The organism is Candidatus Bathyarchaeota archaeon, assembly GCA_026014745.1.
Lineage (GTDB): Archaea > Thermoproteota > Bathyarchaeia > Bathyarchaeales > Bathycorpusculaceae > Bathycorpusculum.
Window position 1 is genome coordinate 1 of record JAOZHS010000001.1, and the last position, 15,219, is coordinate 15,219.

18 protein-coding genes are annotated in these 15,219 nt (G+C 46.6%); 5 read left to right on the forward strand and 13 right to left on the reverse strand.

What is annotated here, in order from left to right; translation table 11 throughout:
* The 7 genes from NWE92_00005 to NWE92_00035 all read right to left on the reverse strand — a co-directional run.
* Window positions 1–231, reverse strand: a 231-nt coding sequence (locus NWE92_00005; protein ID MCW4028017.1) for a hypothetical protein, incomplete at its 3' end; no start/stop codon positions are given.
* Between the two features lie 200 nt (window positions 232–431).
* A complete protein-coding gene (gene acsC / locus NWE92_00010; GenBank protein MCW4028018.1) occupies window positions 432–1,865 on the reverse strand; it encodes an acetyl-CoA decarbonylase/synthase complex subunit gamma in 1,434 nt (477 codons plus the stop codon).
* A 6-nt stretch (window positions 1,866–1,871) separates the two neighbouring features.
* Window positions 1,872–3,038, reverse strand: a complete 1,167-nt coding sequence (gene cdhD, locus NWE92_00015) for a CO dehydrogenase/acetyl-CoA synthase subunit delta (protein MCW4028019.1) — start codon at window positions 3,036–3,038, stop codon at window positions 1,872–1,874.
* Between the two features lie 72 nt (window positions 3,039–3,110).
* A complete protein-coding gene (cdhC, locus tag NWE92_00020; GenBank protein MCW4028020.1) occupies window positions 3,111–4,511 on the reverse strand; it encodes a CO dehydrogenase/CO-methylating acetyl-CoA synthase complex subunit beta in 1,401 nt (466 codons plus the stop codon).
* 10 nt (window positions 4,512–4,521) lie between these two features.
* On the reverse strand, window positions 4,522–5,067 hold the full coding sequence (gene cdhB, locus NWE92_00025) for a CO dehydrogenase/acetyl-CoA synthase complex subunit epsilon (protein ID MCW4028021.1): 546 nt from the start codon (window positions 5,065–5,067) through the stop codon (window positions 4,522–4,524).
* Between the two features lie 13 nt (window positions 5,068–5,080).
* On the reverse strand, window positions 5,081–7,390 hold the full coding sequence (gene cdhA / locus NWE92_00030) for a CO dehydrogenase/acetyl-CoA synthase complex subunit alpha (GenBank protein ID MCW4028022.1): 2,310 nt from the start codon (window positions 7,388–7,390) through the stop codon (window positions 5,081–5,083).
* 173 nt (window positions 7,391–7,563) lie between these two features.
* A complete protein-coding gene (locus tag NWE92_00035) occupies window positions 7,564–8,328 on the reverse strand; it encodes an AAA family ATPase (protein ID MCW4028023.1) in 765 nt (254 codons plus the stop codon).
* A gap of 179 nt (window positions 8,329–8,507) precedes the next feature.
* Here NWE92_00035 and NWE92_00040 point away from each other — a divergent pair, with 179 nt between their 5' ends.
* Window positions 8,508–8,792, forward strand: a complete 285-nt coding sequence (locus NWE92_00040) for a hypothetical protein (GenBank protein ID MCW4028024.1) — start codon at window positions 8,508–8,510, stop codon at window positions 8,790–8,792.
* Between the two features lie 85 nt (window positions 8,793–8,877).
* A complete protein-coding gene (locus tag NWE92_00045) occupies window positions 8,878–9,252 on the forward strand; it encodes a hypothetical protein (GenBank protein MCW4028025.1) in 375 nt (124 codons plus the stop codon).
* Here NWE92_00045 and NWE92_00050 read toward each other — a convergent pair whose 3' ends face one another.
* The 6 genes from NWE92_00050 to NWE92_00075 all read right to left on the reverse strand — a co-directional run bounded on the left by NWE92_00050 (window position 9,253) and on the right by NWE92_00075 (window position 12,573).
* A complete protein-coding gene (locus NWE92_00050) occupies window positions 9,253–9,789 on the reverse strand; it encodes a flavodoxin domain-containing protein (protein ID MCW4028026.1) in 537 nt (178 codons plus the stop codon).
* Between the two features lie 50 nt (window positions 9,790–9,839).
* Window positions 9,840–10,145 (reverse strand): 4Fe-4S binding protein, encoded by a 306-nt coding sequence (locus NWE92_00055; GenBank protein ID MCW4028027.1) that lies wholly within the window; start codon window positions 10,143–10,145, stop codon window positions 9,840–9,842.
* A 30-nt stretch (window positions 10,146–10,175) separates the two neighbouring features.
* The gene (locus NWE92_00060) at window positions 10,176–10,586 is read right to left on the reverse strand and encodes an iron-sulfur cluster assembly scaffold protein (protein ID MCW4028028.1); all 411 of its coding nucleotides are present in this window, start codon (window positions 10,584–10,586) and stop codon (window positions 10,176–10,178) included.
* Between the two features lie 15 nt (window positions 10,587–10,601).
* Window positions 10,602–10,976 (reverse strand): NifB/NifX family molybdenum-iron cluster-binding protein, encoded by a 375-nt coding sequence (locus NWE92_00065; protein MCW4028029.1) that lies wholly within the window; start codon window positions 10,974–10,976, stop codon window positions 10,602–10,604.
* A gap of 197 nt (window positions 10,977–11,173) precedes the next feature.
* A complete protein-coding gene (locus tag NWE92_00070; GenBank protein ID MCW4028030.1) occupies window positions 11,174–11,950 on the reverse strand; it encodes an AAA family ATPase in 777 nt (258 codons plus the stop codon).
* Between the two features lie 116 nt (window positions 11,951–12,066).
* Window positions 12,067–12,573 (reverse strand): GNAT family N-acetyltransferase, encoded by a 507-nt coding sequence (locus tag NWE92_00075; protein MCW4028031.1) that lies wholly within the window; start codon window positions 12,571–12,573, stop codon window positions 12,067–12,069.
* Window positions 12,574–12,635: 62 nt separating this feature from the next.
* Here NWE92_00075 and NWE92_00080 point away from each other — a divergent pair, with 62 nt between their 5' ends.
* From NWE92_00080 to NWE92_00090, 3 genes are all read left to right on the forward strand, one after another.
* Window positions 12,636–13,502: a Coenzyme F420 hydrogenase/dehydrogenase, beta subunit C-terminal domain gene (locus NWE92_00080; GenBank protein MCW4028032.1), complete on the forward strand. Its 867-nt coding sequence runs from the start codon at window positions 12,636–12,638 to the stop codon at window positions 13,500–13,502.
* 102 nt (window positions 13,503–13,604) lie between these two features.
* Window positions 13,605–14,330, forward strand: a complete 726-nt coding sequence (locus tag NWE92_00085; protein MCW4028033.1) for a hypothetical protein — start codon at window positions 13,605–13,607, stop codon at window positions 14,328–14,330.
* A 76-nt stretch (window positions 14,331–14,406) separates the two neighbouring features.
* Window positions 14,407–15,192, forward strand: a complete 786-nt coding sequence (locus NWE92_00090; protein MCW4028034.1) for a coenzyme F420-0:L-glutamate ligase — start codon at window positions 14,407–14,409, stop codon at window positions 15,190–15,192.
* Window positions 15,193–15,219: the final 27 nt, after the last annotated feature.

Genomic DNA, 15,219 nt, shown 5'->3' on the forward strand with positions numbered 1-15,219 from the left:
TTCTCCAGTATCAGGGGGCATATCAGCAGTCCAATAGACAAGCAACTGATCTTGAGCAACACCAATAACACTACTGCTAACACTACAGTAGATGTAGCTGGTGTGTGTGACAGTATATGTAGCAGCAGAAGCATACGGAAGAGTAGCAGCAGCGATAGAAAGTAACAGAAGCATGGAGATTACGGTTGCGGTCAATTTCTGATTGATTGACAAATGTTTTTTAAAATTCAAATTTGGCATACCTTTTCCAATTTTGTGGGCTTACATCCGAGCTAATGTCATTTAAGTTTCACTCACCCATAGTGAGTACTAAAAGCAGCAAACTGGTTGATTAATAGGCAAAAAGGCAAACCATAAGTAAACCACAAAGACGCTAATTTATTAGCGTTTAAAATATTTAAAACGGAAAAAATAAGAAAAAGAAAGAATGGCTATGGTTGCCATTTATCAATTATGTATTTCGCGATCTCACTGCTATCGCGTGGACCAACGAGGACTTTCCAGCCGGAAAGTTCTTCGATTTCTCCGCTGATGCGTGAGGCTTTGCCGGGGCTGATGATTTTGCGGTGCTTGACTTTACCCTCGATACCGCTTGCTTTGATTGCGTCTGCGATGCGTTCTGCGGTTAGTTTGCGTCCTGCGACACCGCTGTCGATAGCTGAGCCTTCTGCGTCGACAACGATTAGGTAGGCGTTGGTCTTGCTTGATTCGATGTCTGAGGCAACTGTGTAGTAGGTCAATGCGAAGTTGCTTGTGAACATTACTGGGCTGTTCTCATCAGGTGTGCCGAAGACTTTGAGGCCTGGTGCGACTGCGACTGGTTTGCGTGGGTCAGTGTAGATGTTCTGGCGCAGTACTGCGAGGGGTAATAGACTCCATCCGTCGTTTCCGTGGAGGATGAGTGCGTCTGCGTAACGGACAACCAGCATGGATGCGAGGTATGATTCGCGCCATTTGATGAGGTCGTCTGCTGTTTCGCCCTTGTTTGCCCAGACTGCCATGGGTATGCCAAGTAGGGGTAGACCTGCGAGTTCGTCGCCGGCTTTTGTTGCTGCACGTCGTAGCATGGTGAAGTTGTTTATTGTGTCTTGTATGCCTTCGTTTCCGAAGGTTCCGGGGTCTAGGACGATGTCTTTAACGCCGTAGGTTTGAAGCGTCTTTGCGATTGACATAAGCCCGTCAAGGTTGTTTGGTGCAGATGCAACAAGTGGTGCATCATACATGATTGCGAGTTCTGCCATGTCTTTCCAGTTTTCAGCAGTTGCAGCGTAGAGGAGTGGGCGTGCTTTTGGTGCTGCCATCAAGCCTGCTTCCATAACTTGTGGGTTAAGGGCGCAAAGGACCATAGGTAGCTTGGTGGTTTCAGAGACTTTCTTGACACATGCTTTGAATTTGTCTGCGTCGTCGCTTGTGGATCGAACTGCGATCATGTCGAGTTTGAGGGTGTTGCCGATGTATTCAAAACTGAAGTTCTCAGTTTTCTGTACGCGGGCAACCACTTCGCTCTCAGGCATCTCGTCAGTAACGTCGATCGCGATTGCGGTTGGGTTTTTGTATGTGAGCTCGTGGCGGTACATGACAAGTTTGCCGCCGATTTTCTTGGCTTTGTCGCCAACACCGATGGTTATTTCTTTTACTGCGGGTTTGAGGAGCTCTTTTAGAGCAACATATTGTTTTGCGTATTCGGGTTTTTGGAGTGGCTTGCAAGCGTCTAGTTCTAGTTCGCGGTTGACAATCTTTGCGGCGAATGCCATACAGTTGTCTTGACCGCATTCTTTGCAGTTAGTTTTTGGTAGGTTCTTGTAAATGGTAATTGGGCTGAGTTCTTTTATTCCGCCTTTTTTCTCGTCTGCCATATCAGTCATGTCTCCTTAAGCCTTTACTTTGACCCAGTCTAGGAACTTTGTTGGGTCTGCTTTTTTGTTTGCTGTTATGTAGTTAGTGACGTCTTTGAGGGTCTTAACTGCTGCTGGATGCATCATCATGAATACGTCGACACCTGCCGTGAGCAGGGTAAGCGCGGTGGTGACTTCCCAAAGTGGGCCTCTAAGTTCGCGTGGTTCCCAATCAGCTGACATCTTTAGCCATGCTTCACGGGCTGCCCAAGCGTTGGTTGTACCTGAGCTCATGGGCTGTGCGAGTTCCATGTCGCCCATTAATCCGCCTATGCGTGCACGTTCCATGTTAGTGAATGCGTAATCTAAACCGTAACCTAAGGCTGCGGTGGTTAAGTCCATGACGATGTCTTCGCGTGATAGGTGGTCAAAGAGGCGCCTGTTTAGTTCGCGTGCAAAGTTGAGGTCCATTGGTGTGAATGCGAGTACTGCGTTGCCAGCTTTCTTGATGAATTTAGCACATTTTTCGCCATCCATGTCGCGTGTGACTGAGCTAATTAGGAAGCGTTCACCGGGGAATTGTGCACATACCTCTTCGAACAGAGCAGTGTCTTTTACTGGGTCACCGCATCCGCCGATTACGAGGGGTACGTCAACTGCTTGCAGAACCTTCTCGATGGTTTTGCATGCGTCTTTTGGTGATGCATCTTTGAGTAGTGGGTCAACGCTGATGAGGTGCATTGTAACCATGTCTGCGCCGAACTTTTCGACTGCAAGTTTTGCCCATGCTGCTGGGTCGCCGACGACGTCTTTAACGTGCATCTTGACGGCCTTGGACAGGGGAACTTCCATGTCGAAAACGTCTAAAGTTACGATTGGTTTGTGTGGTGTTGGGTTCTCAAAGGAATAGAAAGCAGGAGAGAGTTCTCCGCCGATAGTGACTGTTTTGCCGCGTGTGCCGCCATCGCTCTTGGTTGCGCCTAGTTTGACTGTGGCGATTTTGTTGGGGTATTTCTCGATTGGTAGTTTGAATTGTGACTGTAGTAGACTTGTTGGTTTGCCTGTTGAGACGCCTGCGGGAAGCTTGAGCTTTGGTAGGACAGTTGCTGCCATGCCAGGGGTAAAGAGGATTTCCAGCTCCTTAGCTTCAAGTTGGAAGTCTTCCAACTCTATCTGCTTGAACTTTGCTAGCGCTGCTAGCAAGTCATCGGAGAGCTGTAGGCCCTCGCTTTTCTTTAGATCGTTGTTGTGGTGAGTCGTTTGAGTTCACCAGGTTTATGGCTTCTTATCGTCTTTGACGGTTTGGATGATGACTTTGTTGGCGTAGATCTTGGCGTCTTTGAGGATGATTTTGAATCCGCCGGCCATTATTGGCAAAGACCCTGCTGTTGCAACTGGCATCATGGTGCCTGCTGCTTCTTCGTTAACAGTGACTGCTGCGGTTTCTTCTGCGGGTGCTTCTTCAGCCCATCTTGCTACCACTGGGTGGTTCTTTGCCTTCAGGAAGGCTTTGAGTTCGTCAACGTTCTTTGCGTCTTCTTCAGTGGCGATTTTGTCAACTACGTCTGCGGGGATGAAGTCTTTGACTTTTTCTTTGACCTCTTTGGGTACCCAAACGATGCGGTTCCAGCCACCGTCTGCTGCGAAGAATTTGCTGCTTCGCATATATTCGATGGACATGCCGTGGAAGCCGTCGATTTGGCGTCCGCCTGCTGCAGAGTCTGCAATAGTGCTGAAGGGTAAGCCGTTTACGGTTGCGCCCTTGAAGTTTCTTTGCACTACTGCTAAGCCGTCAACTTCGGGGACGTAGAAGGTTACTGCTTCGAAGCATCCGCATGAAGTGTGTGGGTGGTCAAAGGCTGTGTATAACCAGACTTGGTTGACTTCGCCCATGCTGCGTTTCTTTGCTGCTTCGTTGACGCCACTGAATTCGCCTTTTTCGGCGTTGATCATTTCGCCTCTTGGAATTGCGAAGACTGGACCCTTGGGGTCAATGCTTGCGGAGGCTTTACCGTCAAACCAGCTGATGGCACCGCAGTTGCTGTATCTTTGTGGTGTGATAACACAAACGTGGCTTGGTGCGAATGATTGACAAAGTGCACATCCGTAGAATGTGTCTACTTCAGAGTCTTTTAGACCTCTGGCTTTTGCATCGCGTGATTCATATGCTTGGATTGCTGCGGGGGTCATTTCGTCGAGTTTTGCTGGGTCTGTGATGAAGGTAACTTGTAGTTTCTCTACGATGGGTAATTCGCTCTTGAAGAGGCGGTAGAGAACTTTGCCGATGGGTTCAAAGCTGTTGAGGCCTTTTTGGAAGGATTTTTTGCCGATGCGTATCCAGATGTCATAGCGCTGGTTTAGGTGCATGAAGCCTTCGATGTAGTTAAGATAGCCATGAATGCGCCTTTCAAGGACACCTTCAAGACCTGCATCGAGTTTTGCGCCTGCCGCTTCAATGAGAACACCGAAGGGATATGCGCCGCCTTCTTTGAGGTCTTTTAAGTCTGGGCCGATGATGGTGATTTTGCCATCGTCGACTTCATTCATGGGTTTTACTTTTGCCAGTTCAAACTTTTGTTTGACTGTTGGACCGCCGAGTTCGACTTGCATGTCGTTTCGTCGGATACGTTCACCTTCGTAGATGACGCCAACTTCTACGGGGATATCTTTAAACATTGACATTTTCTTAGTTTCCTCCTTCTTTAAATTTTGAGGTCATGACTTTGAGGTTCGCAGCCCATTCTTCTAGGCTTGCGTTGGGGAAAGACCAACTTGCGTGTACATGATACATGTTGTCCAGAGTCATAGTTTTGAGAGTTGGTGCGAAGTGCTTTAGACCGCTAAGGATGAGTGCTTCCATATAGTAGGGCATACCGACGTACATGACTAGGTCTGGGTGTCCTTTGCCGTCTAGTCCCATCCAGGTTGGGTCGCAGACGCGTTGGCTAATTTCCATTGCATTCCAGAATGCTGCTGGAGTGTAGCCGCGTTTTACGAATTCGCCGACCATATGGGCGGTTGCGACAACTGGGACTTTGCTTGCGTTTGCTAAATCAATGATGTATTCGATAGCTTGTTTGCCCTCCATCCAACGTTCAGTTACGTTGCTGCCCACAATAAGAAGGGGGCGTTGGGCTTTTTTGATCATTGCTACGGCTATCTCGGGTTTTTGGATTGGGTTTGCTTTTTTAGTTGCTGCAATTTCTGCACATTGCCATGGTTCACAGGACATAGTTTTTCTCCTCCTACTTCATCTTCCGGACCATTCTTGGAAGCAATGTTGGGTCCGGAATTGTTGTTTCTTTCCAGTTGTTAGCTTCAAGGAGCTTGGTTATTTCATCTTTCATTGTGATTGGAACATCAGCCATTGTTCTGACGTAGAGGTGAACATCGTTTGGCATAACACCCAGGTAGCGTTTGTGTAAGTCGATGTAGTGGCTAAGTTTGCCTGCGCGTCCCTTCCATGTGTCGTTTGGTCTAAAGCATAATTTTGCGATTTGAACGATGCATTCTTCTTTTGTTTCTGCGATTGCGAAGAGGTGTTCTGGTGCTGGACCGACGTTGACTGTTTCGCCTGTACGTGCATCAAGGACATTCCAGTTGGATGGGTCTTCTTTTCTGCCTTGGAGTGTTCGTCTGTATTTGCTGCCGTGTGGGCCGACGACGACTGGTATGCCTAAGCGCCAGAAGCCTGCGCCGATTGCGGCTGCTTTCTGTGAGTATGCGCCCCAAGCTAAGCCGACTGCGCCGAGTCTGTTGTGGATGTAGTCTGCGATTTCTTCGTAGTTGCCTCTGAGTGGGCGTTTTGCGAAGATGTTTGCTACTTTGATGGCTGCACCTGCAATGTGGCTGTTTGCAACGCATGAACCGACGTTGCTGACTCCTCCTGCTTCGAATCCGCCTGGGAATTCTTCGTAGAGGGTCTTGCCTTCGCTGTTGCGGTAGCTGCCTGCTGACATAGCGCTGCATCCGGAGAGGACAACGATGTATCGTCTGCTTGCGAATTCTCGGGCTATGTCGTAGACGTCTTTGCCGCCTTTTGGATAGTTGCTGCAGCCAACGATTGCAACGATACCTGGAATTTCGCCAAGTACGATTGGGCTGCCGACGTTGCGGATTTCGACGTCTGAGACTGCACCTCTGCCGCTTCGGCATAGGTTGTCTTCGCATTCCATCGATTTTTCGCCTGCTTTGACGATGAGGCTGTGGATCATGATTTTCTGGGGGCATGCTTGTTCGCATCTTCCACATCCGATACAGACTTCGTAGAGGTCTGTTAGAAGGGAGAGGTCACCGGCTGCTGCAGCTTTCATGGCTGGCGGAATTGCGTAGTCTTGTGGACAGTTACGTTGACAAGCTTTACATTGTGTGCAAGTCTTTGCGATCGCAACAACTTCTTCAGCTGACGGAAGAACGCTCTTGCGTTTGCGCACTGGAGCAACTGTTTGTGCAACGCGAACCGCGATTTCGCCGACTTTTTCGGGGTCAAGAACTAGTACACCGTTAACTTTGCCGCTAACGAGGTCTTCGACGATTGCGTCTACTGAGTCGTCTGTGCGGTTCTTAAAGCCAACGCAGTTCTTCTCTGAGGCTGCAATAACTGGTGCGCCAACTTTTGCTGCTTCGTCAGCTACGTCAGTTCTGATGCATTGTTCATCGAGAACGACTACGTCTGCTAAACCGGCACGGATGAATCTGAGTTCCCAACTGATTGGGCCAACGATTCTTGCACGTGTGTAATATCGTGTCATGTCGTGGGCGGTACAGCATAAGCCAACCACTTCGATTTTATCGTCAACTTTCTTTTCTTTTGCATAATCAATGATGCTGACTGATGGAACGACGTTGTGGCCAATGCACATGACAACTGGTTTGGTTCTGTCGACGCTTCCGATACCTAACTTTACTAGTGGGGCTTCGGGGTCAGCTTTTGGATAACCGAGAGCTGAAATCTGAGCAATGTCGCCAATTTCCATACCGACGTGGTCACACATACCAACGTGGAATGCTTTAGATTCGAAGTCAAGGTTGCATGCTTCTTGACCTGTATGGGCTGTTGCAAGAATTTGTGTGATTTGTTCTTCTACATATGCTAATGCATCGTCTAAGTCGCCAAGAGTTTCTGGTTTTATACCAGTTACAAGACGTGTGACTGGCGCTTCGACTTTAACGTTTAATCCTCCGACATCCAAGGGGTACCTGCGGCCATATTTCTCAATTAAGTGGTGAACTAAGTGCCTTGAATGGGCTGAGTGGCACGCCGAACCGATTGCACAAGCAATCATGACAATACGTGATGATTGGGCTGCGATGTCTAAGCCGCATGCGCCGCGTTTTCCGGCAGTCAAATCACATTTGCCAAAAGTACATAGACAGCAGCTGTCGCAGTCGGGCATGTAAAAGGGCTTGTATTTGGTGAGAAGCTTCATGTCCCAATCGCGCAGAGCAGTTACGGAGGGCATTGGAGTTGGACCCATCGGCTCAGCATAATTGTCGTTAATAACCTTGCCAATGGATAATTCCAAATTTTTTATTTGACCAACATTGGTCTTCATTTCGTCGATTTTTACATGGACGTTTTTACTAGTCAAATTGGAGAACCTCTGTAAAGGTTTACCTGTTACCTTTCTGACATTGTTTTTAAACCTTTCCAGATTTGTTATACAAAAGTCACGGTGTAGATATAGATATGCAAGGTTAACAAAAAAAACGCAAAAAAAACTTGGGATTAGAGATATCCCAAAGATTTCAGAATCTTCTGAACGGACAAATAGGCTTTGTTGGTGTTTGGCAAATCAAGCAGGGATTTTCCGTCCAAAACAGCCTCATCAAGCTCTTCGTCAGCAGCGATTTTGCCGAGATATTTGAGGTTCAAGTCAGCTTCTGCCTGTTTACCTCTCTCTTCGGGGAAACGGTAGCCGCCGACGAGGTAGAAATTCTCAAATTTCATGTCCACTTCTTTGGCGATTCTAATAGCACGGCGAACGTGGTCTTGAGATTTTTTAGAGTGATCTAAAATGTCAAATATGTCATTTACATCTGAAGTGATTCGGCGATTAAGATTTTCTAGTCCCGCTGGAGAATCAATGAGTATATACTTGTAATTTTTGGTCAAAGACTCCAAAGCGCCTTTTAGGGCAGAGTTAGGCATACAGTAGCAGCCCTCGACCCATTTGGTGCCAACAGCCATGAAATCAAAGCTTTTGCTTTCATAGAGGCCGTTTTCCCAAATTCTGCTTTCAATGCGCTCTGTTGGGGGAACCCCGATTGTGGTGCCGCCTTTCTCAATAAAGGTGCTTACAATGAGTTCAGCAATGGTGGATTTACCTGCTTCTTTGAGGTCAACGCCTAGCATTTCAGCGAGGTTCTGGTCTGGGTCAGCATCAACCAACAAAATCGGTGCTGTACCAGCTTCAACAAAACATTTAGCCATAAGAGCAGTGAAACTGGATTTACCTGTTCCACCACGACCAACCGTAACAAGAGTTGTCATATAATAAACCTCAAACGTTTACGCCTTTTTCATTAATCAAAGTTCAATATATTTTCTATGGTTTAAATGGCGGCTTTTTCTTGATGCAAACACAGGCAAAAAAGAAAGTGAACAACTTTTATAGGCGACAGAACCTTTGGCATTTACTGATGATTTTTTGTTTTTAGGGAGGTGAATAAATGCTATTTGAAGCAATTCATACGCATCCAGCAGCACAATGCCCCTTGCTTATGCCCCAAGGTAAAGCAATGATTAAACAACTTTTCTCAGAAGAGAACATAAAAAAAGCAGGAGTCAAAATAGTCGCCGCCTACATGAGTTGCCCCCAAGACACAGGTGCAGACCACAAAGGCTTTTTCACCATCGAAGCTCCAAACCCAGAGGCTATAAAAAACTTCTTTGGACCAATGACCGTTGAAATCCGACCAGTTAAACCACTAAGTGAAGTCGCAAAAACACTATAGAACAGGGTAAAAGGCAAGGAATAAACAGGCAAACTCCACAAAAAACCACATAAACAACAAAAGCAACCTATCCACGGTGCAAAACATGGAGTGTAAACGTTGCAAACTAACCCTCCAAGAAGGAGAATCCTACGAGCTCCACGGCAAAATTCTCTGTGAAGACTGCTACATGTATGAAACCAACCCGCCTAAAGGATGTGACCCAATGGCGGTTTCTTCGGCGCTCTCGATACGTAAACAACTCGGTCAAACAGGCAGCGCAGGCTTAACCGAGCAACAACAAATAATCTACAACACCATCATAGAACACGGCAAAATCACAAGAGAAGAACTATTAAAAATAACCTGCCTAAAACTCGAAGAGCTTGAACAGCAGATGGCTTTCTTTAGGCACTGCGAATTAGTCCGCGCTTTTCGGGGAGAAGACGGCAAAGTTTACTTAACGAAATGGGAAAAATAGTTAGAGCATTTTGCCGATGCGTTTAGCGTCGTCTTGGATGACTTTGAGTTGCTCTACAGTGGGTTTTCCACGAATATCACCTAGTCTACCCAAGGTGCTATGTTCAAGTGAACCGTGAAATTCACTAAGGACATACCATTCGTCTATGACTCTAAAACCGATGTGCTCGAAATATTGCCCAATATCCTTCCCCACGGGGGTGGCTTCATCTATTCCTGTGTGGGGTCCTGAATAAGTTACAAAGATTAGGGCGTTTTTTCCGGGGACTTTTGGCGCTGAAGGCTTTATCTGACCGTTTTGGCGGTAATAAGCAAATTTTTTCTTCAAAAAAGCAGTCATCGGCTCAGGTGGATGCCAAGAATATGAGGGGCAACCTACGCAGACGAGGTCGTAGTCAAAGTAATCTATGGTTTCGGCTTCTTCGGGGGTTTTGATTGTTACTTGGATGTCGGCTTCTTCTAGGCCTTGTTTTATGGAGTTGGCGACTTTTTGTGTGTTGCCAGTTTTGGACCAATAAATTATCAATGCACTTTTCATTTCTTAAAACTCCTAGAAATTTATCGAATTATGATATATTAGGTTCTGGGTCATTGGTGGTTTAGAGATAAACAAAAGGGCGTAGGCTCAAGAAATTGGTGTTTTAAAGTGAAGAGCGCGTTGTATCGGCAGAATTTAGAGCAGTCTCCGCAGTGAACGCAGAGCGTTTCATTTATTTTTGGGATTGCTGTGTAGACGGGTTCAGTTCTGAAGGGGTTAGGATGCAGAAGAACGTGGGCATTAGGTTCTTCTACGTCGCAGTCTAAGAATTGAACGTCGCCTACTGAAAGAGCTAGGTTCACAGCTAGAGAGGTTTTGCCTGTGCCTCCTTTGCCGCTAGCATTCGCCACAATCACTTCTTTCACCTACAATTCAAATACCAGAAATTATGGGGCATGGGATTCTTCGTACTCAGCAAGTGCCTTCTTGAGGGTTTTTATGGTGAATTCAGCGCATTCTTGTTTTGAGGGGGGCAATCCGCCTATTGCTTCTAAGACGTCATCTTCGGAGAGTCGTTTTGCGTGGATAAGTGGTTTACCTTTAACCAGAATAGTCAGTGCAGACATCGCAGATAAGGTGCCAGGGCATCCGTAACAGAGGAATTTTGCGTCTTCAACTATGTCACCATTGAGTTTTAGGTAGAGGCGGATTAAGTCGCCGCTGAAACCTAAAAAGACGCTGCTGACATCGGCGTTGTCGATGGTGCCAACGTTAACTTTGCTTTGGTACAGTTCGATGGATCGGGTGGTGTAGCCTAATTCGGCGAGTTGTTGGGCTTCAGTTATTTTTTCAGTCATAGAGTTTACCATGGTTTAATGATGGTGGTGAGCGTGGGAGCAGCCTTCAGATAATGCATCAAGTTTGCCCTGAGTGTAGGCTTCAACTGCTTCTTTGACGGTGGTTGCGGTGGTTTTTAGAACTTCTATGCCTGAACTGTTGAAGGCCATGATTCCGCGGGGTCCCATGCCATGGACTAGCATTGCTTTGGGTTGGAGTTTGGTTAGATGGTCGTGTGGGGAACCGATGCCGCCTAAGTGTTCGCTGACGTTTGCGACGTGGGTTATGTTTAGGATTGCGTTGTCGTCGAGTTCAATTATGGTAAAGAAGGGGGCTCTGCCAAAATGTTCTGCAACGGGGGCAGCTAAGCCATCTTGGGTTTCTGTGGGTATGATGATTTTGTCAGTCATTCTGTTTCACCTCGTGGGGGAGCTTCAAGGTTAGCATTTGTTTAATTACTAAATCATATTAATACGTTCTGTTTAGAAAATAAACTCGCATTTACTGGGACACAATAACCAAACTACAGTAACATTTTGACCAAACTTCTAATGAAAAAAAAGAAACAAAAATAACACAAAAGAAAACAAAAAGAAAGCTGACTGAACTATGCCTTTTTCATCAAAAGGTCACAGATCTCATCAATAGCCTTAATCGCCGCCATATCCTTATTCCGCAACGGCGTCTGACCCATCATGTCTGCTTCAATGACTTTTTGGTCAAAGGGCACAAACGAAAGCAACGCAATACCATTTTTGTCAGCAAAACTCTGCACAGCTTCCTTCTGAGCGTCATTCATCACTCGGTTAGCCACTAAAAAGAGCTGTTTCATGCCTGCCTGAGATGCCATGTCATGGATGTGTTTTGCGATTTCAAGAGATTTAAGGTTAGAATCCGCCACGATTAAGAGTGCATCGACTTGTCTTGCGGTTCCTCTGCCGATGTGTTCCACGCCAGCTTCAAGGTCTAAGACGACGGCTTCGTTGCGTTCCACCACGAGGTGCCGCATCAAAGCGCGTATAACGGCGTTTGGTGCACACATACACCCAGCACCCATAGACTGCACAGTACCCATAACAATGAGGCTGACGCCTAAAGGTGTGGGAACTGCATATTGTTTGACGATGTCGTCTACAGTGAAGTTTAGGTTGTAGACGCCTGAGTAGCCTGTGCTGGTTTTGGAGTCAACGAGTTCCTTGTTCTCGGAGATAGGGACGATTTTTCGGGTTTGTTCAGGCGATAAACCAAGAGTTAAACCCAGATTAGGCGAAGAATCTGCATCAATCGCCATGGTCTTTAATCCACGCTGAGAAAAGCCATAAGCTAAACCGCCTGCGAGGAGAGTTTTACCAACGCCACCTTTACCAGAAACAGCAATCTTCATAACAATCACAAACTTACAAGCTTCCAGCCAGATTAATTTAGATTTCCTAAAAGCTCAGAAAAATTAACCGTGCAGTTGAAAAGCAGATTAACGCTGTTTTAAGACAGAGGTTTTTTCTAAATAGGCTTTACGGGTTGTTGCAGCACGGTTTTTCTGGGTAGAAAACCAAACCGACCATAGAAGTCGAAAGCGCCCTCATTGCCTACGCTGACCTCAACAATTTTTGATGTTGCACCCTGTTGTTCCATCCAAGCCAACGCATTCTGCATCAAGGAACCGCCAACACCCATATTGCGGTATTTGGCACGGACAAAAACTGACTCAATTTCACCAGTTTTTTCAACTACACTGCTGACCAAGTAACCTACCGTCTCGCCTGTGGCTTCATCAAAAGCCAAATCAACATGTAAAACGCCACGTTGAGCCTTCTTTAGGAGGTAAGCTTTGCGTTTCTCAAAAGTCATATCATTATAGTGGTCTTTGAAGTTGAGGGACCGCTGGCAGTGGTATTGGTTTAGGTCTATCCAGAGCGACTCGATTTGGTCAAGGACATCGTGGTTTCCTTGGGTGTAGCGGATTTTGGGTTTATCAGTCAAGGTCTCGCCGAAGCACAAGTCTGTCATCTGAGTTTAAAGCTTTATTTGCTAAAACACACCTAAATCTACAGAAAACAGGTCACGCTTTTATGTCAAACAACAAAAGTGAACCCCAAAATTCCAGAGCAAAAGAGGACGCTGAAATTGAACAGCAATTCCTTAAAGGAACCAAAGACCCCGAACTCGGCGTCCACTCCAACCTGTTTTCGGCGCGATGCAACTTTAGAGGGCAGGATGGCGGCGTGGTAACGGCTTTGCTGATTAAAGGGCTGAGGGAGGGCTTGTTTGATGCAGCCATTGTGGTTAAGCGCATGGAGGGGTATACTGCTGAGGCAGCGGTAGCGCAGACATCAGAAGAAATTGAGGAGGCAAAAGGTTCTAAGTACCTCAAAGTTAACGTTGCTAAAAAAGCCAAAGAACTCATAAAGCAAGGTAAAACCCGCTTAGCCGTTGTTTGCACACCCTGTGAAGGTAGGGTCATGCGGAAAATCCAGCAAGCCCTTGAGGATAAAGCCGAAATAGTGATTGTGGGGCTCTTTTGCTTTGAAACCTTCAACGCCAATCAACTAAGAGAACAGATAAAAATGCGACTGAACGTGGACGTGAATAGTGCTGAAAAAACAGAGATTAGGCAGGGTAAATTTACAATGCAGGTTGAAGGCAAAGAGTATGCCTGTAAAGTGAAGGAGTTGGACTGCGCTGCTGAGAAGGCGTGTGGGTTTTGTGGGGATTTTGTTTCGCGGTTTGCGGATATTTCGGTGGGTTCGGCGGGTAGCAAGAGGGGGTTCTCAACGGTTATTGTACGCTCGGATGTTGGGGAAAAACTAATCAAAGGATTGGATTGCACCCTGGAGTCGGTGGATAAGGAAGATATCGCTAAATTGGTCAGGTTCAAGGCGGAACGCGCCAAAAAAGCCTTTGCAGCCTTACAAAACCCAGATATGCAACGCGTATAGTCAACACTGCAAGAGAAAAATCTTGATTAACAAACTGTGGCTTATGCACGCAAAAGTTTTTTAGTCAAACCACTTATCCCTTTTAGCTGAGATGAAAACTCCATGAAAATCCTTAACGAGTTTGTCCCAACACGTAAATTTCTAAAGCTTGCAGATGAGCTCAAAGACTTAGTAGACGGCTGGAACGTAACTGACGGCGCAGCCGGTTTCCCCGCACCAAGCGGCGTCGTAGTCAGCTGCTTGCTCAAATACAAGTACCCAGAAAAATACGTCTGTCCCATCTTCATTCTCCACTACAAAGGCCCCGTTGAAGTCGGAGGATTAGCCCTCGCATCCGACGTCATTGGACTTGACGGTTTAGCAGTAACCATGGGCGACAACCCACGCTACGGCGAAGCCATCAAAATGCTCAAAAACTCTGAAGAAGCACGCGACTTCATCCGCAACACCGTCAAAACAAAGAACCTCAAGCTCGGCTGCTTACTAACCGCAAGACGCTCAATTGAAGAAACTCTTGCCCGCGTACGTGAGCCATGGGACTTCGTGTACTTCATGAGGCTCAACGATGACTCCCTTGAGGCACTCAAAGCAGTATCTGCGGAATGCAAAAAACTCAACAAGCCACTCTTCGCATACTTCCTGGTTGGAACATCCAAAAATACCGAAACAGTCAAACTGATCGGTTGGCCAACTGCCGCAACCATGGAAACAGTAGAAGAGAAAGCATCAAAACTTGTCGGCCTCGTCGACGGCATCATCGCAACCTGTGCAGGTGACGCTGAAGGCGACAAAATGATGCTCCAGAAACTCCAGAAATTCCGCGACTAAATCCTTTGAGACCTTTACGGTCTCCCCCTTATAATTTTAATTTCTTTATTTAAGACAAGATAAGCTTAAGTTCTAATTGCTAATATGCACTTTAGGCATCTTCATGAATTCGGTTCAAGTCATTGCAGTCGAAGGCTTACCATTAATACAAAAAGGAAACAATTTAGGAAAACTCATCGTAGAAGCGGCAGAGAAACAGGGTACGCCACTTCAATCAAACGATGTGGTGGTAGTTACGCATGTGGTGGTTTCAAAAGCTGAGGGAAACGTCATCAACTTAGACACCGTAAATCCCTCTGAGCGAGCCCAAGAAATCGCGGCGCAAACCAAAAAGGACCCTGCCCTAGTCCAAGTTATTCTAAACGAAACCAAAGAAATCGTACGCATAGGACAAAACAGCATCATAACAGAAACTAAAAGCGGCATAATCTGCGCCAACGCGGGAGTAGACCGCTCAAACGTTTCTGGCGACCGAAACGTGGTACCGTTGCCCGAAAACCCAAATGCATCCGCTCAACACATTCGAAGTGAAATTAAACGTGCAGCGGGAGTGGATGTGGCAGTTATTGTTTCGGACACTCATGGGCGACCGTTTCGGATGGGCGAAATCAACATTGCCGTGGGCACATCAGGGTTTAAGCCTATTCGAGACCGTCGAGGCGAAAAAGACCTGTTTGGGTATGTTCTAAGAATTAAGCAGACGGCGGTTGCAGACGAGTTGGCTTCCGCCGCGGAACTCGTTATTGGGCAAGCCAACGAGGGCATCCCAGTTGCGATTATTCGAGGATACCATTATCTGCCAAGCGAAGAATCCTCAGCTACAAGTTTAACTAGGGCCAAAGAGAAAGACCTATTCCGCTGACATGAGCGGTTTTCTTAACAAAGTTCA